General features: G+C 40.7%; 17 protein-coding genes. 16 read left to right on the forward strand and 1 reads right to left on the reverse strand.

The window, feature by feature from the left end; genetic code table 11:
• Window positions 1-53 precede the first annotated feature (53 nt).
• The 9 genes from AA0X71_RS01615 (at window position 54) to AA0X71_RS01655 (ending at window position 13,155) form a co-directional block, all read left to right on the forward strand.
• Window positions 54-1,250: an acetyl-CoA C-acetyltransferase gene (locus AA0X71_RS01615; protein ID WP_413358435.1), complete on the forward strand. Its 1,197-nt coding sequence runs from the start codon at window positions 54-56 to the stop codon at window positions 1,248-1,250.
• Complete coding sequence (locus tag AA0X71_RS01620; RefSeq protein ID WP_413358438.1) at window positions 1,247-2,098, forward strand: 3-hydroxybutyryl-CoA dehydrogenase; 852 nt, start codon at window positions 1,247-1,249, stop codon at window positions 2,096-2,098. The genes AA0X71_RS01615 and AA0X71_RS01620 overlap by 4 nt, the downstream gene beginning before the upstream one ends.
• A gap of 144 nt (window positions 2,099-2,242) precedes the next feature.
• The gene (locus AA0X71_RS01625; protein WP_413358440.1) at window positions 2,243-3,373 is read left to right on the forward strand and encodes an acyl-CoA dehydrogenase; all 1,131 of its coding nucleotides are present in this window, start codon (window positions 2,243-2,245) and stop codon (window positions 3,371-3,373) included.
• A 20-nt stretch (window positions 3,374-3,393) separates the two neighbouring features.
• A complete protein-coding gene (locus AA0X71_RS01630) occupies window positions 3,394-4,533 on the forward strand; it encodes an acyl-CoA dehydrogenase (protein WP_413358442.1) in 1,140 nt (379 codons plus the stop codon).
• A gap of 34 nt (window positions 4,534-4,567) precedes the next feature.
• Window positions 4,568-5,206 carry a TetR/AcrR family transcriptional regulator gene (locus AA0X71_RS01635; protein WP_413358445.1) on the forward strand — a complete coding sequence of 213 codons (639 nt, stop codon included), beginning with the start codon at window positions 4,568-4,570 and terminating at the stop codon, window positions 5,204-5,206.
• Window positions 5,207-5,222: 16 nt separating this feature from the next.
• Window positions 5,223-8,480, forward strand: a complete 3,258-nt coding sequence (icmF, locus tag AA0X71_RS01640; protein WP_413358447.1) for a fused isobutyryl-CoA mutase/GTPase IcmF — start codon at window positions 5,223-5,225, stop codon at window positions 8,478-8,480.
• Window positions 8,481-9,052: 572 nt separating this feature from the next.
• Window positions 9,053-9,607 (forward strand): DNA-directed RNA polymerase subunit delta, encoded by a 555-nt coding sequence (gene rpoE, locus AA0X71_RS01645; RefSeq protein WP_413358449.1) that lies wholly within the window; start codon window positions 9,053-9,055, stop codon window positions 9,605-9,607.
• Window positions 9,608-10,074: 467 nt separating this feature from the next.
• Window positions 10,075-11,676: a CTP synthase gene (locus AA0X71_RS01650; protein ID WP_413358451.1), complete on the forward strand. Its 1,602-nt coding sequence runs from the start codon at window positions 10,075-10,077 to the stop codon at window positions 11,674-11,676.
• A gap of 156 nt (window positions 11,677-11,832) precedes the next feature.
• Window positions 11,833-13,155 carry an IS1380 family transposase gene (locus tag AA0X71_RS01655; protein ID WP_413358454.1) on the forward strand — a complete coding sequence of 441 codons (1,323 nt, stop codon included), beginning with the start codon at window positions 11,833-11,835 and terminating at the stop codon, window positions 13,153-13,155.
• Window positions 13,156-13,625: 470 nt separating this feature from the next.
• Here AA0X71_RS01655 and AA0X71_RS01660 read toward each other — a convergent pair whose 3' ends face one another.
• Window positions 13,626-14,147: a DUF2529 domain-containing protein gene (locus AA0X71_RS01660; RefSeq protein WP_413358457.1), complete on the reverse strand. Its 522-nt coding sequence runs from the start codon at window positions 14,145-14,147 to the stop codon at window positions 13,626-13,628.
• Between the two features lie 389 nt (window positions 14,148-14,536).
• Here AA0X71_RS01660 and AA0X71_RS01665 point away from each other — a divergent pair, with 389 nt between their 5' ends.
• The 7 genes from AA0X71_RS01665 to rpmE all read left to right on the forward strand — a co-directional run bounded on the left by AA0X71_RS01665 (window position 14,537) and on the right by rpmE (window position 21,457).
• On the forward strand, window positions 14,537-14,908 hold the full coding sequence (locus AA0X71_RS01665) for a response regulator (protein ID WP_413358459.1): 372 nt from the start codon (window positions 14,537-14,539) through the stop codon (window positions 14,906-14,908).
• A 278-nt stretch (window positions 14,909-15,186) separates the two neighbouring features.
• Window positions 15,187-16,044: a class II fructose-bisphosphate aldolase gene (locus AA0X71_RS01670; protein ID WP_413358462.1), complete on the forward strand. Its 858-nt coding sequence runs from the start codon at window positions 15,187-15,189 to the stop codon at window positions 16,042-16,044.
• 132 nt (window positions 16,045-16,176) lie between these two features.
• Window positions 16,177-16,827: a fructose-6-phosphate aldolase gene (gene fsa, locus AA0X71_RS01675; RefSeq protein ID WP_413358464.1), complete on the forward strand. Its 651-nt coding sequence runs from the start codon at window positions 16,177-16,179 to the stop codon at window positions 16,825-16,827.
• 197 nt (window positions 16,828-17,024) lie between these two features.
• Entirely contained in the window at window positions 17,025-18,311 is a 1,287-nt protein-coding gene (locus AA0X71_RS01680) for a UDP-N-acetylglucosamine 1-carboxyvinyltransferase (protein WP_413358466.1), read from the forward strand.
• Between the two features lie 57 nt (window positions 18,312-18,368).
• Complete coding sequence (glpX, locus tag AA0X71_RS01685) at window positions 18,369-19,331, forward strand: class II fructose-bisphosphatase (protein WP_413358468.1); 963 nt, start codon at window positions 18,369-18,371, stop codon at window positions 19,329-19,331.
• A 490-nt stretch (window positions 19,332-19,821) separates the two neighbouring features.
• Window positions 19,822-21,087 (forward strand): transcription termination factor Rho, encoded by a 1,266-nt coding sequence (gene rho, locus AA0X71_RS01690; RefSeq protein ID WP_019153985.1) that lies wholly within the window; start codon window positions 19,822-19,824, stop codon window positions 21,085-21,087.
• A 154-nt stretch (window positions 21,088-21,241) separates the two neighbouring features.
• Window positions 21,242-21,457 carry a 50S ribosomal protein L31 gene (gene rpmE, locus AA0X71_RS01695; protein WP_413358471.1) on the forward strand — a complete coding sequence of 72 codons (216 nt, stop codon included), beginning with the start codon at window positions 21,242-21,244 and terminating at the stop codon, window positions 21,455-21,457.
• The last annotated feature ends 45 nt before the right edge of the window (window positions 21,458-21,502 follow it).

Raw genomic sequence — 21,502 nt, forward strand, 5'->3', positions numbered from 1 at the left:
ATCACATCATTCTTTATTCAAATTGACATTTTAATAGAAAAGGAGTGTTTTAGATGGGGAAAACAGTCATTCTTAGTGGTGCAAGAACACCTTTTGCTAAATCAGGTGGGAATTTGAGCAGTTTTACAGCATCAGATTTAGGAGGTATCGTTGTTAAAGCCGCTTTAGCACGTGCCCATGTGAAGGGGGAAGACGTCCAAGAAGTGATTTTAGGAAATGTCCTTCAAGGTGGTCAAGGACAGATCCCGTCTCGTCAAGCTGCACAAAAGGCAGGCCTCCCATGGGAAGTGAAAACGGAAACGATAAACAAAGTTTGTGCATCTGGAATGCGAAGTGTCACGTTAGCCGATCAAATTATTCGGGCTGGAGATGAAGAGGTAATCGTCGCCGGTGGGATGGAATCGATGAGCAATGCTCCCTATTTTTTACCGAATGTTCGCTTTGGCTTACGGATGGGAGATTCTACGGTGAAGGATTTAATGGTTCATGACGGATTAACGTGTAGCTTTACGGGAGTCCACATGGGCACTTATGGAAATGGGGTGGCAGCAGAACTAGCCATTACTCGTGAAGAACAGGATCGCTGGGCATTGAGAAGTCATGAACTTGCGATAGCAGCGATGGAGGCAGGAAAGCTGTCAGAAGAAATTGTCCCTGTGGAAGTGCCACAAAGAAAGGGAGCGCCAGTTGTCGTTTCAGAAGATGAGGCGCCAAGAAAAGATACCTCCCTAGAACGTTTAGAGAAATTACGCCCTGTATTTGGTGCGGATGGAACGATTACAGCCGGAAATGCACCAGGAGTAAATGATGGTGCGGCTGCCCTTGTCTTAATGAGCGAAGAGAGAGCGAAGCAGGAAGGAAGAGTACCGGAAGCTTATATTATCGGGCAAGCGGCTGTTGCTGTTGAAGCAAAAGATTTTCCGAAGACGCCTGGCATTGTCATTAATGAGCTTCTGAAGAAAACAGGGAAAACTGTTGAAGAAATCGACTTATTTGAAATTAATGAAGCGTTCGCGGCAGTGGCTCTGGCCAGCAGCGAGATTGCTGATTTAGATCCGGAAAAAGTCAATGTGAATGGTGGTGCGGTCGCCCTCGGACATCCGATCGGAGCGAGTGGTGCAAGAATCATTGTGACTCTCATGCATGAATTAAAACGCCGTGGTGGCGGTATTGGGATTGCTGCGATTTGTTCTGGTGGTGGCCAAGGTGATGCCGTCATGATCGAAGTACCAAAGGGGGAAGTGCAATGAACGTTGAGAAAATCATGGTGATCGGAGCTGGACAGATGGGCTCAGGAATTGCTCAAGTTTGTGCCCAAGCAGGTTACTCAGTGTTATTGCATGATCTAAAAGGGGATTTTGTAGATAAAGGGCTAGGCGTTATTCGAAAGAATCTATCGAGACAAGTCGCTAAGGAAAGAATGACAGAGGCAGAGCTTGAGCAGGTGTTAGGAAGAATTAGTCCATCGACCGAGATCGAAAATGCTAGTTCAGTAGATTTAGTGATCGAAGCGGCTGTAGAAAATATGGAAATCAAAGCGAGCCTTTTTAAGAAATTAGACGAATTGGCTCCTGCTCATACGATTTTAGCGAGTAATACATCGTCTTTACCGATTACAGAAATTGCCGCGGCCACGAAGCGACCGGAAAAAGTCATTGGTATGCATTTTATGAATCCCGTACCTGTTATGAAGCTGGTGGAAATTATTCGAGGACTGGCAACAGCAGACGAAGTGTACAACATGATTGAAGATATTACGAAGAAATTAAACAAAGTCCCAGTTGAAGTGAATGACTTCCCTGGATTTGTCGCTAATCGCATTTTGATGCCGATGATTAATGAAGCGATCTATACCCTTTATGAAGGGGTCGCCACAAAGGAAGCAATTGATGAGGTGATGAAACTCGGTATGAATCACCCAATGGGTCCGTTAACACTTGCCGATTTTATCGGACTAGATACTTGCCTTTATATTATGGAAACGCTTCATGAAGGATTTGGTGATGACAAATACCGTCCATGTCCATTGCTGCGTAAATACGTGAAAGCTGGTTGGCTTGGTAAAAAATCTGGCCGTGGCTTTTACGAGTACGCTTAGGTGGCGATTTCCGGAATTAAATGATTTTTTCCGGAATTAACACGAAAAGTTACGGAATTATTTCAAAAGTTACGGAATTAATATCAAAAGTTACGGAATTAACACCAAAAGTTCCGGAATCAACATCAAGAAAGGGGGAGAAGCATGGACTTACGTTTAACGGACGAACAAGAAATGATGCAAAAAATGGTTCAGGACTTTGCCCAAAAGGAAATTGCGCCATTTATCGAGAGAATGGAGCAGGGAGAATTCCCACGCCGCATCATCGAAAGAATGGGGGATCTTGGTCTAATGGGAATACCGATTCCAGCTAAATACGGTGGGGCGGAAATGGACTTCATCTCATATATACGAGCCATCCACGAAATTTCCAAGGTCAGTGCGACGGTTGGGGTGATTTTGGCGGTCCACACATCGGTTGGTACCAATCCGATCCTTTACTTCGGAAATGAGGAGCAAAAACAAAAATTCATCCCCAAGCTCGCTTCTGGAGAATACTTAGGGGCCTTTTGCTTAACAGAACCAAGCTCAGGGTCAGATGCGGGAAGTCTTAAATCAAAAGCGGTTTTAGACGGTGATCACTATGTAATAAACGGTTCGAAGGCATTTATTACGAACGGTGGGGAAGCGGATGTGTACATTGTCTTTGCTTCGACAAGACCAACTGCTGGTCCGAGGGGAATATCTGCTTTTATCGTGGAAAAGGATACGCCGGGACTCATTGTAGGTAAGGATGAGCATAAAATGGGCTTGTACGGTTCAAGGACGGTCCAATTAACGTTTGAAGATATGAAAGTGCCTAAAGAGAATCTTCTTGGTGAAGAAGGGCATGGTTTTAAAATCGCCATGGGAAATCTTGATGTAGGGCGAATCGGCATTGCTGCCCAGGCACTAGGCATTGCCGAAGCTGCTTTTGAAGCGGCAACGAACTATGCAAAAGAGCGTCAGCAATTCGGTAAGGCAATCGCAGCCCATCAAGGGGTGGCGTTCAAACTAGCAGATATGGCAACGCAAATTGAAGCGGCGAAACTATTAATTTACCAAGCGGCAGACTTAAGGTTAAATGGATTGAAATGCGGCAAAGAAGCGTCAATGGCGAAACTTTTTGCTTCGAAAACGGCGGTTGAAGTGACAACAGAAGCGATCCAAGTGTTTGGGGGATACGGGTATACAAAGGATTATCCTGTTGAGCGTTATTTCCGTGATGCAAAGGTAACGGAAATTTACGAAGGTACTAGCGAAATTCAGCGCATCGTTATTAGCAAGAACCTATAAAAAAGAAAGAGGGAACAAAGATGAGATTCCAATTATCCGAAGAACATGAAATGATTCGTAAAATGGTCAGAGACTTCGCCACCAATGAGGTCGCACCAACCGCGGCAGAACGGGATGAAGAGGAGCGTTTTGACAGAGACATATTCAAGCAAATGGCAGAACTCGGACTAACAGGGATTCCTTGGCCAGAAGAGTACGGTGGAATTGGCAGTGATTATTTAGCGTATTGTATCGCAGTCGAAGAGCTGTCACGTGTCGATGCTTCTATTGGTGTTACCCTTTCCGCGCACACTTCATTAGCCGGATGGCCGCTCTATAAATTTGGTAGTGAGGAACAAAAGCAGAAGTATTTACGTCCAATGGCGCTTGGAGAAAAGATGGGGGCATACGGATTGACTGAGCCTGGAAGTGGTTCAGATGCAGGGGGAATGAGGACGACAGCTCGACTTGAAAGCGATCACTATGTCTTAAATGGTTCGAAAATTTTTATCACAAATGGCGGTGAAGCAGATATTTATGTCGTTTTTGCCTTAACCGATCCTGCCCAGAAAACAAGGGGAACGACAGCGTTTATTGTTGAAAGTGACTTTCCAGGCTTTTCCGTTGGGAAAAAGGAAAAAAAGCTCGGAATTCGTTCATCTCCAACGACGGAGATCATTTTCGAAGACTGCCGTGTGCCTGTAGAAAATGTACTAGGTCAAGTTGGAGAAGGTTTTAAAATTGCGATGATGACTTTAGACGGTGGTCGTAACGGAATTGCGGCGCAAGCAGTTGGGATTGCACAAGGGGCATTAGATGCGGCAACAGACTACGCGAAGGAACGTCACCAATTTGGCAAACCGATTGCTGCAAATCAAGGAATCGGCTTTAAGCTTGCTGATATGGCAACAAATATTGAAGCAGCTCGTCTATTAACCTATCAAGCTGCATGGCTTGAATCAGAAGGTCTTCCATATGGAAAAGAATCGGCTATGTCAAAGCTATTTGCTGGTGACACGGCGATGAAGGTAACAACAGAAGCGGTGCAAGTCTTCGGTGGCTACGGTTATACAAAGGATTATCCAGTTGAGCGCTTTATGCGTGATGCAAAAATCACGCAAATCTATGAAGGAACACAAGAAATTCAAAGGCTCGTCATTTCGAGAATGATTACCAAGTAATCTACTCCTATGGACAAGGAGGTTAGGATAAGCGATGAAAAAGCGTGAAGTTCATGCATCTGTCAAAGATGAGCGGCTTGTCATGAAAAGAAGAAATCAAATGATAAAAGGAGCTGTCACGCTTTTTAAAGAAAAGGGATTCCATCGAACAACGACGAGAGAAATAGCGAAGGCAGCTGGCTTTAGCATCGGGACGTTATATGAATACATTCGTTCGAAGGAAGATGTCCTGTATTTAGTGTGTGACAGTATTTATGATGAGGTGCATAACCGCCTGCAAAAGGACATTGATACGAAAAGGGGGACGCTTGAAAGTCTTAAACTTGGCATTGGTCAATACTTTAGAGTTGTCGATGACTTACAAGATGAAGTGCTCGTCATGTATCAGGAGGCTAAATCCCTTTCTAAGGATGCCCTTCCGTATGTGTTAAGGAAGGAAGCGGAGATGGCGCTCATCATTGAGGATATCATTAATCGTTGCGTGGAAAATGGGGAGCTAGACTTAACCTGTGATGAGGTAAAACTCATGTCCCATAACATCGTTGTACTCGGGCAAATGTGGGCATTTCGCCGCTGGAATATTCAAAAGAAGTACGCGTTAGAGGAGTATATCGATATTCAAATAAAGCTAATTTTTGAAGGGATTAAGAAAAAAGAAGTCCCAACAAAGTGAACGAGGAGGGAGAAATATGAATACGCAGACTAGATATAAGCCGAAAAATCATATTCGTTTTGTGTCTGCTTCAAGCTTGTTTGATGGGCATGATGCCTCCATCAATATTATGCGCAGGATTCTTCAAGCAAGTGGAGCAGAGGTGATTCATCTTGGGCATAATCGTTCTGTCGAAGAAGTGGTCAATGCGGCCATTCAAGAGGATGTTCAAGGGATTGCTATGTCCTCCTATCAAGGTGGGCATGTGGAATATTTTAAATATATGTATGACCTTCTGAAAGAAAAAGGGGCTTCTCACATCCGTATTTATGGAGGTGGTGGTGGGGTAATCATCCCGCGTGAAATTAAAGAGCTTCATGACTACGGAGTTGCCCGCATTTTTTCGCCAGAAGATGGACGGAAGCTTGGTCTTCAAGGGATGATCGATTTGATGTTAAAAGAATGTGATTTTCCAACCATTTCAGTGCATGTTTCAGACTATATCAACAAAGTGTCTGAAGGAGATGTCATTGCTACAGCTAAGCTCATTACGTTAGCAGAGCATCAAACTCATGAAGTAGCGACAGCAACTGAAATCGTATTAGAACAAATCAAATCGATGAAAAAACAAGCGCCTGTCCTCGGGATTACAGGAACGGGTGGTGCGGGAAAAAGTTCTTTAACCGATGAATTAATTCGCCGCTTTATTAACGAAATTCCTGAAAAAAAGGTAGCCATTTTATCGGTTGATCCGACAAAGCAAAAGACGGGTGGTGCGCTTCTTGGTGACCGTATTCGCATGAATGCCATTTTCTCGCCGCGAGTTTATATGCGCAGTTTAGCGACAAGGAACTCCAAATCAGAGCTCTCCCTTGCGATTAAAGATGCGATCGATGTTGTGAAGGCATCGGGCTATGATTTAATCGTCGTCGAAACAAGCGGGATTGGGCAAGGAGATGCCGGAATCACTGATATATGTGATATTTCCATGTATGTGATGACGAGTGAGTTTGGCGCCCCGTCTCAGTTGGAAAAAATCGATATGATTGATTACGCCGATTTAATTGTCATCAATAAATTTGAGCGCAAGGGCTCGGAGGATGCCTTAAAACAAGTACAAAAACAGTATCAGAGAAGTCATATGCTTTTCGAAAAAGAGTTAGATGAGATGCCGGTCTATGGAACGATTGCCAGTCAATTTAATGATCCAGGGACAAACGCTTTATTCGCTGCTTTAATTGAAACGATTAATGGCAAAATGAGTACAAACTGGAGCACTTCCTTCAGCAAGAAAGCAAAAGTGGAAAAACAAAACATCATCATTCCTAATGATCGCCGCTACTACTTAAGAGAGATTTCCGATACGGTACGCAAATATCACAAAACAGCGGAAGAACAGGTCGAGCTAGCAAGAAAGCTGTTCCAATTAGAAGGGGCAATCGAAGCGTTGCAGGAAAAGGACGGAAATGACCAAGCGCGAACGGCCCTTCAATGCATAAAAGAAGAAGTCGAAAGCAAGCTTACCCCTGAATCAAAGAACATCCTTGAAAACTGGGAAGCCACAAAGGAAAAATATGCAGGCGATCAATTTGTGACAAGAATTCGTGATAGAGAGATCATCACCGTCTTAAAGACAAAAAGTCTTTCTGGACTTGATATTCCAAAAGTAGCCCTTCCAAAGTACAAGGATTATGGAGAAATTATTAAGTGGGTGTATAAGGAGAATGTTCCAGGTAGCTTCCCCTATACGGCAGGCGTTTTTCCATTTAAACGAGAGGGTGAGGATCCGAAGCGTCAGTTTGCTGGAGAGGGTACTCCTGAACGAACGAATCGCCGCTTTCATTACTTATCAAAGGATGATGCAGCGAAGCGTCTGAGCACCGCCTTTGATTCGGTGACATTATACGGAGAAGACCCTGATTATCGTCCAGATATTTACGGCAAAGTTGGCGAAAGTGGAGTCAGTGTCTGTACACTCGATGATATGAAAAAGCTTTACCAAGGCTTTGACCTTTGTCATCTCTCTACCTCTGTTTCGATGACCATTAATGGCCCAGCACCGATTATTTTAGCAATGTTCATGAATACAGCCATTCAACAGCAGGTAGACAAAAAAGAACAAGAGTTGGGTCGAGTTTTAAGCGAATCTGAGTTTGAAGAGGTAAAAGCAGGGACATTACAAACCGTGCGCGGTACCGTACAGGCAGATATTTTAAAAGAGGATCAAGGGCAAAATACGTGTATCTTTTCCACGGAATTCGCCTTAAGAATGATGGGCGATATCCAGCAATATTTTATTGACCAGAAAGTTCGGAATTACTATTCGGTCTCCATTTCTGGCTATCATATTGCTGAAGCAGGAGCAAATCCGATTTCCCAGCTCGCTTTTACACTCGCGAACGGCCTTACTTATGTAGAGTATTACTTGAGTAGGGGTATGCATATTGATGATTTTGCACCAAACCTGTCGTTCTTCTTCTCGAACGGCTTAGACCCAGAATATACCGTCATTGGTCGAGTGGCTCGGCGAATTTGGGCAACCGTGATGAAAAATAAATATGGGGCCAATGAGCGTAGTCAGAAGTTAAAGTATCATGTGCAAACATCGGGCCGTTCTCTCCATGCTCAGGAAATAGATTTCAATGATATACGTACGACTCTACAGGCTCTTATGGCTCTTCATGACAATTGTAATTCCCTTCATACGAATGCATACGATGAGGCGATTACAACGCCAACTGAGGAATCAGTACGACGGGCGATGGCGATTCAGATGATTATTACGAAAGAGCACGGATTAACGAAGAATGAGAATCCGCTGCAAGGATCCTTTGTCATTGAAGAATTAACGGACTTGGTCGAGGAAGCGGTGCTGCAAGAATTTGAGCGCATGGACGACCGTGGTGGTGTGTTAGGAGCGATGGAAACCCAATATCAACGGGGTAAAATACAAGAAGAGTCGATGTATTATGAAATGAAGAAACATACGGGAGAGCTTCCGATCATTGGCGTAAATACCTATTTAAATCCAAATCCACCTTCAGAAGAGGAAATGGATAATATGGAATTAGCCCGTGCCTCTAAAGAGGAAAAGGAATTGCAGATCCACAAACTTCAAGCATTCCAAAAAAGGAACGAAGACAAGGCTCAGATAGCTTTAAATCGTTTAAAAGAAGTCGCCGTCAGTGGAGGCAATGTTTTTGCTGAATTGATGGAAACGGTCAAAGTAGCGAGTCTAGGGCAAATTACCCGTGCCCTTTATGATGTGGGCGGACAATATCGCAGAAATATGTAAGCTTATCAGACCAGAGAAATAGCAATCTCTGGTCTGAATTATTCTCATTTTAAGGCTGCTCAATCGCAACAATGTTTGAGATAAGAGCCTTCCTTAATGATTTCTTTACAAAAGAATATTTATCGAATTCTCACATTATCAATGATTTTACATTATAATCTAGGTAGTATGCATAATGGGATGTGAGCGACATTGAGAAGGCAGATTCTAGTTTTATTAATTTTTGGAGTCATCCTTTTGACACTTGTGTTTTTATATGAACGGTCGTTAGGCGCTATTTCTTTTTTCCTACTGGCGATCTTTTTTTTCACGCTTGCCTTTAATCAGTTATCCCATCCGTCTAAGAAAAAACGGAGACAAAAAATAAAGCAAAAATCACGTTAAATAAACATGTTCACCAAATTTTAGAAAAAAGTATCAGATTGTCTAACTGAAACTAGCATAAAGGGCAATATTTTGTTTATAATGGAGAATATGCAATCAGAGCGTGTTAATAGAAGGTTTCACAGTCATAGTAACTGATCATGCTCTAGGTCTACAGTGTTTTTAGATGGTGAAAGGATGTGCGAATATTGAGTCTTAAACAATTCTCAAAAGAACAATTGCAAGAAATGCCATTAATCGATATGGCTTATGAACTTTTGGTTAGTCAGAAGCAACCGGCTTCATTTAAAGAAATTATGGATGAAATAACGGCTACTGTAGGTCTTACAGAAGAAGAGGTACGAGCAAAAATTGCTCAATTTTATACTGATTTAAATATTGATGGCCGTTTTCTTTCCTTAGGAGATAACCGCTGGGGACTAAGAATTTGGTATCCTGTTGATCAATCTGAAGAAGAAGTCATCACACCAACGAAGCCGAAGAAGAAAAAGGCGAAGAAAGTGGTAGATGAGGATTTAGACTTCGATGACGATGATGAAGACGATATCGATTACGATGACATCCTAGCAGATGATGACGAAGATGAAGATCTATTAGATATTGACGAAGACGATGAAGATTTTGACGATGACTTTGATGAAGATGACGAAGATGAAGATCTTCTAACGGATGATGACGAAGACGATGAAGACTTCGATGAGTTGGATGAGGATCTAGACGAGGATGAAGAAGAGGATTTATAATCTTGACTTTTTTATGAGAGGCTTGTAGAATCATTTTTGGGCTCCTTAAAAAAGGAACGAGTATAATTATATGATTTACGCTCCCCTTGCAAATTTTGTAAGAGGGGCGTTTTTATTTTTGGGAGACTCTTTTATTTAAATAGAAGAGTCTCGCGAGCTTTATGAAGAGTAGTCCATGCTAAGAAGTTGATCAATTTTTGTGAAAGATAGATAAGAAAAATCATGATTGAGAAAACTAGTGGATGAAGATGTGTTGGATGATTGGTCCACTGATCTTTTCAAAGGCTTTTGTATAGATATCTACTACCCCTAACACAGAAAGTATTGGACATAGTAATTAATTCACAAGTGATGCTAAAAGAGGTTTTATTTTATGAAAATCGGGGCAATTTTTAGTTAAGCCTTTATTTCCGTTTTTTTGTTTGTGAATAAATTAAGAAAAAACATATTATAAGGGGGAAATTTTAATGACAAAATATATCTTTGTTACCGGTGGAGTGGTTTCTTCATTAGGGAAAGGGATTACAGCGGCTTCACTAGGAAGATTGTTGAAAAATCGTGGACTAAGCGTAACGATTCAAAAATTTGATCCATACATAAACGTGGATCCAGGTACGATGAGCCCGTATCAGCACGGTGAGGTCTTTGTGACAGATGATGGTGCTGAAACGGATCTAGACCTTGGTCATTATGAGCGTTTTGTAGATATTAATGTAACGAAGTTCAGCAATGTGACTACAGGGAAAATCTACTCAACCGTTCTACAAAAAGAGCGTCGTGGAGATTATTTAGGTGGTACAGTACAGGTTATTCCTCATATTACCAATGAAATTAAAGAAAAAGTTTTTCGTGCTGGCCAAGAAACGAATGTAGACGTCGTAATTACGGAAATTGGCGGGACAGTTGGGGATATTGAATCATTACCATTCCTTGAAGCGATCCGTCAAATTAAGAGCGATGTTGGTCGTGACAATGTGATGTATATTCACTGTACATTAGTGCCTTATATTAAAGCGGCTGGGGAATTGAAAACAAAACCTACCCAGCACAGTGTGAAAGAGCTAAGAAGCTTAGGGATTCAGCCAAACATCATCGTTGTTCGTACAGAAATGCCGATTGCTGATGATATGAAAGATAAAATTGCTTTATTCTGTGATATCGATCCTAAAGCAGTGATTGAATGTCCGGATGCGAATACTTTATACTCGATTCCATTGACACTTCAAGAGCAACATATGGATCAAATCGTCCTCGATCATTTAAAGATTCAAGCACCAGATGCAGAAATGACCGAATGGAAGGCGTTAGTAGACAAAGTTCTTAACCTCTCGAAAACAACAAAAATTGCACTTGTCGGAAAATATGTCGAGCTTCAAGATGCTTACATTTCTGTTGTCGAAGCGTTAAAGCATGCAGGTTATGCATTCGATGCAGACATTGATATTAAGTGGATTAATTCAGAAGAAGTGAACGCAGAAAATGTGAAGGAACTTCTTCAAGGAGTAGACGGAATCCTTGTTCCTGGTGGATTTGGAGATCGTGGAATTGAAGGGAAAATTCTTGCGACGCAATTCGCTCGTGAAAATAATGTGCCATTCCTAGGGATTTGTTTAGGCATGCAGCTAGCATCAGTCGAATATGCTCGTAATGTCCTTGGCTATGCCGATGCTCACTCAGCTGAAATTGCTCCAAATACGACTCATCCAATTATTGATTTGCTTCCTGAGCAAAAGGATATAGAAGATTTAGGTGGAACGCTTCGTCTAGGCTTATACCCATGTAAGCTAATAGAAGGGTCAAAAGCCTATGAAGCTTATTCGGATGAAGTGATTTATGAGCGTCACCGTCATCGCTATGAGTTCAATAATCAATTCCGTCAAGAAATGGAGAAGGCTGGCTTCATTTTCTCCGGTACAAGCCCAGATGGACGTTTAGTGGAAATTATTGAGTTAGCAGACCATCCTTGGTTCGTAGCTTGTCAATTCCATCCTGAATTCACATCAAGACCAAACCGTCCACAGCCATTATTTAGAGACTTTGTGGAAGCTTCTATGAAGATAAATAAGTAGGCAATATTAAACCTACATTATTCATACAAAAAAGCGAGAAACTCTTATCACTCTAAGAGACTCTCGCTTTTTTATTTTCACTTTTTTAGTGAAAAGAACCCTCAATTTTGATATGTTTTAATCACCACAAAAAAAACGAAAAATGAGGGGTTCCATATGAAAAGTGTACAAGAAACGAGCTTACATTTCAATAAAAGAGTAAAGATTAATTTTGATGGCGGCGATCTCTCGTCCGATTCAGGATTGCTTTTATACAAAGAATTTGATGAGAAACTGGGCATTACGAAAATGATTAAAGAAAAAATCAACATTTCAGATTCTTCCTCTCATCACACTCATTCTAATCATGATGTCATCATGCAAAAAGTGTATCAACATCTCGCAGGCTATCATACAGACAATGCAGCCGATGACCTTCAAGTCGAACCAACGATGCTTCGCGTTTTTTCTAAAGAACGATTGGCCTCCCAACCTACCATCTCACGATTAAACTCAAAAGTAGACGAAGAAACCGTTAATCAATTTCAACAGACTATCCAATGCTTATTTGATCGTGTACAGCTGGTGAAGCCAAGTGACGGCTATATCTTCGATATAGATTCTGCTAATTTCGAGACAACAGGAAATCAAGAAAATACCGCTTATAATGCACATTATCGGACGATGGGCTTTCATCCTTTGTTCTTATTTGATGGGCTTACGGGTGACTGTATCAAGGCTGTCCTCCGAAGTGGAAATGTGTATACGTCAAATGGCGTGGTTGAATTTTTGGAACCTGTTCTGATTCACTTTAAGGAACTGTATCCCCACTGTCCCATCATCATTCGCGGAGATAGTGGGTTTGCATCTCCAGGGTTATATGAATTGTGTGAAAAATATGACGTGCATTTTGTGATTCGCCTAAAAGCGAATGCCAAATTAAATGGGTTTGCCCAAGAACTAGAAGCACAGATTACAAAAAACCTTGAAATCACATCGAAACCTTGTGTCTTTTATCAAGAAATGAACTATAAAGCTGCATCATGGCATACTGAACGAAGAGTCATCATTAAGCTAGAAAAGCCAACTGATGAACTCTTATTTACCTATACATTTATTGTGACAAGTCTTTCTGCCAATGCCAAAAACATAGTAAAGACCTATCAAAATCGAGGAACGATGGAGAACTTTATCAAGGAAGGTAAAAATGGTTTTGCGTTTGATTGGTTGAGTAGCCATTCTCAAAAAACAAATGCCATGCGTCTCCAAATGTCCGTGTTAGCTTATAATTTCCATAATTGGTTCCGAAGAATTTGTTTGCCAAACAAAGTGCGAAATCAAACGATGGAAACGATACGCAGTCAACTCATTAAAATTGCGGGTAAAGTTATACGATCTTCTCGTTATATCACGTTCAAATTATGTAGTAGTTGCTTATACAAAGATGCATTCTGGCAAACGTTACGAAATATCCAACGATTACAAGTCAAAATAGAATAAGTCCTGCAGATATAAACAATTTTTGTGAAACGCGTTCTAACAAGGGAGAAGTCTGTCCAATTCCAGCTCATGAGGTTTCTGATTTTATGAATTTGTCCATTTCCGAAGGAAATTGTGGTAAAAACAAAAAGCGAAACCACAAAGTGAACTTGGTTTTCAGGATCCTAGTCAGTTTGTGGTTTATTATTAGCAGCCAATCTATTCCATGAATAATTTGGGTTAAAAATGGCGTGCAAACTGTGAGCAGTTTTGCGCGCCATTTTATTTTGTGTATAGGAATACGAGAGAGGTGGTAATCTGGTAATCGGAAAGAACGACTAGGGAAATCCAGAGTAAAGTCGGACATAGCCAACAATCAATTCCAAAAAGAAGTCCAAATAAAGGTCAAGTTTTTCAGTCAGCACACCCCAGCAGCCCTGCATCTCCCTTAAAAAAGAAGCACTTTCATTAGTCTTGAATTAAAGAGCTTTTTAATAATCCGCCAAAATCTCTCGCAACGTAAACGCCAGTCCGTAGTAAACAAATAACGCTGCCATGGAGGATGGATAACCGAACCGACTCCCATCTTCATCAGGAAGGAGTGCCCGCTTTAAACCCAAATCAATATGTACGTCAGCGAGTTCGACAAGGCTATCCTCTTCAGTATTAACCGTTGTTGAAACAGCAACAAATGGAATCATACGCTCCGATAGCCAGTTCGCTACACGAAGAGCTTCTTCATCATCAGAATAAGTCGAGAAAATGATGACACGATCAGCCACAGAGATTTTGCCTTCGTTTCCGTCCCAAGGCTTGGCATTTTGTAATGGCTCTTTACTATCAAAAGCTTCTGCTAAGACAGCTGCCATTTCCTGCTTCCCATATAAATAAATGAGTCCGTCACCCACTGCTGCTTGTGCAAGCAGTCTGGCACCATCCTCAAATGAAAATTCTTCTTTTTCATGTATTCGATTAAATAATCCCGTTAATTGGGTGGAAAACATTTTTAGCATAATAAAACCTCCTCATCACGATTATAATAAAGCTTTTCAGAAAAAGGCAAAATAATGATTTATTATGCAGGAATCTGTAAAGGAAAAATAGAATTTAATGAAGGGGAAGGATTATCAACATTTTCCATCAATCGTCAGGCAAAAATGATATTGAGAATTTGCCCACTTCTTATAGGTTTCTTTCGTTTACATCTAGGGAAAAGAGTTAAACATAGAAGGTTTTTCAGACATGGTTTTAAACAATTGGAGAAAAAGATTGTAACTGTACTATTTTTTATTTTTCTATAATATTGATTTTTCATCATTTGAGCCATGCTGAAATTCATATACATAAAGTTTATTCGCAACAGCATCAAAGTAGATTCTTAAATTGAGGAAGAGGTGGTTTAATGAAGGGGAAAATATTAATTGTTGATGATCAGTTTGGGATTCGTATTCTGTTAAACGAAGTATTACAAAAAGAGGGATATGAGACCCATCAAGCAGCGAATGGGGTACAAGCTTTAGACATTGTCACCAACAATTGTCCAGATTTAGTGTTGCTTGATATGAAAATTCCAGGGATGGATGGAATTGAAATTTTAAAAAGAATGAAGTTAATTAATCAAGATATTCGTGTCATTATCATGACAGCATATGGGGAATTGGATATGATCCAAGAGGCCAAAAATTTAGGAGCACTTGCCCATTTTGCAAAGCCATTTGATATTGACGATATCCGAGAAGCTGTAAAAAAATATATTGCTTTACCCGAAGAGTAACCCATTTTTATGAGAACGTACTTGTTGTAGGGGTTCTCCGTTTCAAGTACCTCAAAAGACAACGTTTTCAACCGTTCTGACGGTATTTTATCTATTACATATTTTAAACTTTGTCCATAATCTCAATAGCTTTTCCTTTTTATCTTTGGTAGAATGTTTTACAGGATCATTCTTCACAAGGCTCAGAATATAAAGTACATAACTGTGATTTATAAAGGGAAAACTTTTAAAGTAATTCAGCCATTGGGAGACTAGATCATGTAAAAGGAGGAAGAAAAATGCCTTTAGTTTCAATGAAGGAAATGCTTATTCAAGCAAAAGAGGGCGGCTATGCTGTCGGCCAATTTAATCTTAATAACTTAGAGTTTACTCAAGCTATTTTGCAAGCTGCTGAGGAAGAAAAGTCACCAGTTATTCTTGGTGTTTCTGAAGGAGCAGGTCGTTATATGGGAGGCTTTAAAACCGTTGTTAAAATGGTTGAAGGTCTTTTAGAAGATTACAAAATTACTGTTCCAGTGGCGATCCATTTAGACCATGGATCAAGCTTTGATAAATGTAAAGAAGCAATTGATGCTGGCTTTACTTCTGTAATGATTGATGCTTCTCACCATCCATTTGAAGAAAATGTAGAAACAACAAAGAAAGTTGTTGAATACGCTCATTCAAAAGGTGTTTCAGTTGAAGCTGAATTAGGTACTGTAGGTGGACAAGAGGATGATGTCGTAGCAGAAGGCGTTATCTATGCTGATCCACAAGAATGTGTAGAGCTAGTAAAGCAAACAGGCATTGACTGTCTTGCTCCAGCTTTAGGTTCTGTTCATGGTCCTTATAAAGGCGAACCAAACCTTGGCTTCAAAGAAATGGAGGAAATCGGGAAAGCAACTGGTCTTCCTTTAGTACTTCATGGCGGTACTGGAATTCCTACAAAGGATATCCAAAAGTCCGTTTCTTTAGGAACTGCTAAAATTAACGTAAATACAGAAAACCAAATCGCTTCTGCAAAAGTAGTCCGTGAAGTATTAGCTGCAAAGCCAAATGAATACGATCCACGTAAATACTTAGGACCTGCACGCGATGCTATTAAAGCTACAGTTATTGGCAAAATGCGTGAATTCGGTTCTTCAGGAAAAGCGTAATATTCCATAACAAGTAGCACGAAGACATAAAAACCGCCTTTTTCCTTAAGGCGGTTTTAATTTCATTTTTCTGCAATTCTTTATATTTCGTATTTCTACATAATAAATTTTTTACAAAGGAGACAAAAGACGATGAAATTTTTTATTGATACTGCAAATATAGAAGAAATTAAAGAAGCTTATTCTCTAGGGATTATTGCTGGAGTTACAACAAATCCATCCCTTGTAGCAAAAGAAAAAAATGTTACATTTGAGGATCGTCTTCGTGAAATAACAGCTCTTGTCCCAGGTTCTGTAAGTGCAGAAGTCATTGCGCTTGATGCTGAAGGAATGATTCGTGAAGGCCGTGAGTTAGCAAAAATTGCCCCAAATATTACGATTAAAGTTCCGATGACGCCAGAAGGATTGAAGGCTGTATCTGTTTTTTCCAAAGAAGGAATTAAAACAAATGTAACCCTAATTTTTAGTGCCAATCAAGCGTTGCTAGCAGCTCGAGCAGGAGCTTCTTATGTTTCACCATTTTTAGGTAGACTTGATGATATCGGGCACGATGGCCTAGAACTTGTTTCCACTATTTCTGAAATCTTCACCATCCACGACATTGATACTGAAATTATTGCAGCATCAATAAGACATCCACAGCATGTAACTGAGGCAGCATTAAGAGGTGCCGATATTGCAACAATCCCATATAAGATTATTCTGAAGTTATGTTCTCACCCTTTAACAGATAAAGGAATTGAGGCATTTTTGGCAGATTGGAGTAAGCGAGATTCAAAATAATAAATTATACTGAAATTGTACATTTATGGTAAAGTGATTAAAGGAGCTTTTACTTTTAAAATCACGAATGTATTTGCTAGAACATGTCAATATTGCTAAATAAGAGAGTAGATTGGTTTACCCATTCCTTTCATCATTTTGACGCATGAAGGGACTACTGTGTAAATAACTACATCAAGTATAGAAGGGAGTCAGAGATGGATAAGCTCAAAATTGCAGGCGGCTATCCCTTGCAAGGGACAGTGCGTATAAGCGGCGCAAAAAACAGTGCAGTGGCTCTTATCCCTGCGACTATTTTGGCCGACTCACCTGTTACGATAGAAGGTTTGCCTGAAATTTCTGATGTCGAGTTACTCAAAAGTCTTCTAGAGGAAATTGGAGGATCTGTACAATTTTCAAATCATGAAATGACTGTTGATCCTTCTGCCATGATTTCGATGCCATTGCCGAATGGCAAGGTAAAAAAGCTCCGCGCATCCTATTATTTAATGGGTGCCATGCTTGGCCGTTTTAAAAAAGCGGTGATCGGTTTACCAGGCGGCTGTCATTTAGGACCGAGACCGATTGATCAGCATATAAAAGGGTTTGAAGCGTTAGGTGCTAAGGTAACCAACGAGCAAGGAGCGATTTATTTACGTGCAGATGAACTCGTTGGAGCAAGAATTTATTTAGACGTTGTAAGTGTTGGAGCAACGATCAACATTATGCTTGCGGCTGTCCGTGCAAAGGGACGTACGATTATTGAAAATGCAGCAAAAGAGCCGGAAATTATCGATGTTGCGACGCTTTTAACGAATATGGGAGCGAAGATAAAAGGTGCCGGAACAGATGTTATCCGCATCGATGGAGTGGACGAGCTTCACGGCTGCAGACATACAATCATTCCTGACAGAATAGAAGCTGGAACATACTTAATTTTAGGAGCCGCAGTGGGAAATGGAATACTCATCGATAACATTATTCCTCAGCATTTAGAATCCCTGATTGCTAAGCTTCGCGAAATGGGTGTTCCAATTGATACGAAAGATGATCAAGTATTTGTCGGGAAAGCGGATTCTTTTAAACCGGTAGATATTAAAACCCTTGTCTACCCAGGGTTTCCAACCGATCTTCAGCAACCTTTTACGTCGTTATTAACAAAAGCACAAGGGACAAGTGTTGTCACAGATACGATTTACGGAGCCCGTTTTAAGCATATTGATGAATTGCGCAGAATGAATGCCAACATCAAGGTAGAAGGCCGTTCCGCGATTGTCAGTGGACCAGTGCAACTACAAGGGGCTAAGGTGAAGGCGAGTGACCTTCGTGCTGGAGCCGCTCTCGTAATAGCTGGCTTGATTGCAGAGGGAGTCACAGAGATCACTGGTGTAGACCATATAGATAGGGGATACAGTTATCTCGTTGAAAAGCTAGAAGGCTTAGGTGCGACCATTTGGAGAGAACAACTTTCAAAAGAAGAAATGGAGCAAATGAAACAAGCCTAAGAGGGGAAATCTTTTTCATTGCGCCATAGAGTAACAAGATTTGGGGGAGGAAGACCAATGGAAAGAAGTTTATCAATGGAGCTTGTCCGCGTGACAGAGGCAGCAGCGTTGTCATCTGCACGTTGGATGGGTAGAGGGAAAAAGGACGAAGCAGACGATGCAGCTACTACTGCAATGAGAGATGTTTTTAACACGATTCCGATGAGAGGGACGGTCGTGATTGGGGAAGGTGAAATGGACGAGGCACCGATGCTTTATATCGGTGAAAAGCTAGGGACTGGAAATGGCCCTGAAGTGGACGTTGCCGTTGATCCGTTAGAAGGAACGAATATTGTTGCTTCGGGAGGATGGAATGCCCTGGCGGTTATTGCGATCGCAGACCGTGGTAACTTACTCCATGCACCGGACATGTATATGGATAAAATTGCGGTTGGACCTGAAGCGGTTGGACAAATTGATATTAATGCTTCTGTGACCGATAATTTAAGAGCGGTTGCAAGAGCGAAAAATAAGGATATTGAAGATGTTGTGGCAACGGTGTTGAATCGTCCGCGCCACGCCAAAATCATTGAAGAGATCCGTGAAGCAGGAGCACGTATCAAGCTCATTAATGATGGGGATGTTGCCGGTGCTTACAATACGGCATTCAATCGTACCGGTGTAGACATTTTATTTGGTTCTGGTGGAGCCCCTGAAGGAGTGCTTGCAGCAGTGGCTTTAAAATGCCTTGGTGGAGAACTTCAAGGAAGACTTCTTCCACAGGATGATGCCGAATTAGAAAGATGTAAGAAGATGGGGATCGACGTGAACAAGGTATTACGCATGGAGGACCTTGTTAAGGGTGACGATGCCATTTTTGCAGCAACAGGAATCACAGATGGGGAATTATTAAAAGGCGTCCAATACAAGGGTTCATACGGTTCTACACACACGCTCGTCATGAGAGCGAAATCGGGAACGATTCGATTTGTTGAGGGTCGTCATAGTTTAAAAAAGAAACCTAATTTAGTGATTAAATAAGGCTCTTTTCGCGATGGTTGAGTAAATAAGCACCTATATCTCATCTTTAAATAATAGGTGAAAGTTTTACGAAAACCCATAATCTATAGCATTGAAGGCTCTGGCTTGAACTATTTTTGAGCCAGAGTTCGTTTAGAAAAAAGGGTTTAGAAAGTTGATGTCGAATACATTACTTCAACTCCTTCCAAACAAAAGTCCTTCCAATTTCCGTAAAATAATGATTATATTCAAACCAATTTGAAAAATTTATATTGATTAATATTTGTAAAACAGGGTAAAATAAAAATTGTTTTTTATTTTGAAAGTAAATGATTATTTTTGTATTGATCTGACCAATAAAAATGTCAGAAAATAAGTGAATTTTTCTCTTCCTATGCTTCCTATTGCCTCAAAGCGCAATCTTTCCTTATTTCTTAGAGAAGTCCTTTTTCATTAAAAATAGAGGCACAAGATTCAATCCAATTTATTAAATTTAAAGAGTGGTGTAATCATGGAATTAACAATTTCCGGTTTAGAAAATATGAAGTTAAAGGAACTCTATGAACTTGCTAAAACGTATAGAGTATCCTATTACAGTAAACTGACAAAAAAAGAATTAATTTTTGCGATTTTAAAAGCACGTGCAGAGCAAGAAGGGTATTTCTTCATGGAGGGAGTACTTGAAATTATTCAATCTGAAGGTTTTGGTTTCCTTCGACCGATCAATTATTCTCCAAGCTCAGAAGACATTTACATTTCCGCCTCACAAATTAGAAGGTTTGACTTAAGAAACGGTGATAAAGTTTCAGGTAAGGTACGTCCTCCTAAAGAGAATGAGCGTTATTTCGGTCTTCTACATGTGGAAGCAGTCAATGGCGATGACCCAGAATCAGCGAAAGAGCGCGTTCACTTTCCAGCATTAACTCCCCTTTACCCTGATAGACAAATGAAGCTTGAAACAACTCCTAAGCATATGTCTACAAGAATAATGGATTTAATTGCACCTGTTGGGTTTGGTCAACGTGGATTAATCGTAGCACCACCAAAGGCAGGTAAGACGGTACTTTTAAAACAAATTGCCAACAGTATCACAACGAACCATCCAGAAGCAGAATTAATTGTTCTCCTCATTGACGAACGTCCGGAAGAGGTAACCGATATTGAGCGTTCTGTTGCAGGCGACGTCGTCAGTTCTACCTTTGATGAAGTTCCAGAAAACCATATTAAAGTAGCTGAGCTTGTGTTAGAAAGAGCGATGAGACTTGTCGAGCATAAAAGAGATGTCGTCATTTTGATGGATAGTATTACTCGTTTAGCTCGTGCCTACAACCTTGTCATCCCACCAAGTGGACGTACTCTTTCCGGAGGGATCGATCCAGCGGCTTTCCATAGACCGAAGCGTTTCTTTGGAGCTGCCCGTAATATTGAAGAGGGTGGAAGCTTAACGATTCTAGCTACTGCTCTAGTGGATACAGGTTCACGTATGGATGATGTCATTTACGAAGAATTTAAAGGAACAGGGAACCTCGAGCTTCACCTTGATCGTGGACTTGCTGAAAGAAGAATCTTCCCTGCGATTGATATTCGTCGTTCTGGTACACGTAAAGAAGAACTTCTTATTCCGAAGGATCACCTTGATAAGCTATGGGCAATCCGTAAATCAATGACAGATAGCCCAGACTTCGTGGACAAGTTCTTGCGCAAGCTAAAATCAACTAAATCCAATGAAGAATTCTTTGCTAAGCTAGATGAGGAGATTAAGGCGAAAAGATCTTAATGACTTTTGTGTAAAAAAATTCCCATATTGCAATTCATATTTTGCGCTGTTATAATAGTTTTTGTGCGTTTAAGATTTTTAGCAGCATGGCCAAACTATGCTGTATAGATAACTCTGTTTCGAAAGATTCAGGGCGAAAAGGAGCTGAAAAGGAATGAAATCAGGAATTCATCCAAATTATAAAAAAGCAATGGTGAAATGTGCTTGTGGTAACGAGTTTGAAACAGGTTCTGTTCAACAAGAAATTCGTGTTGAAACTTGTTCTGAGTGCCATCCATTCTATACTGGTCGTCAAAAATTCGCTGAAGCTGGCGGACGTGTTGACCGCTTCAACAAGAAATATGGCCTTAAATCACAACAACAACAATAATCATTCATTAAACAGGCAGAACCTTTGCCTGTTTTTTATTTCAAA

Origin of the sequence: Robertmurraya phoenicis (assembly GCF_047302285.1) — a bacterium.
Classification (GTDB): domain Bacteria; phylum Bacillota; class Bacilli; order Bacillales; family Cytobacillaceae; genus Robertmurraya.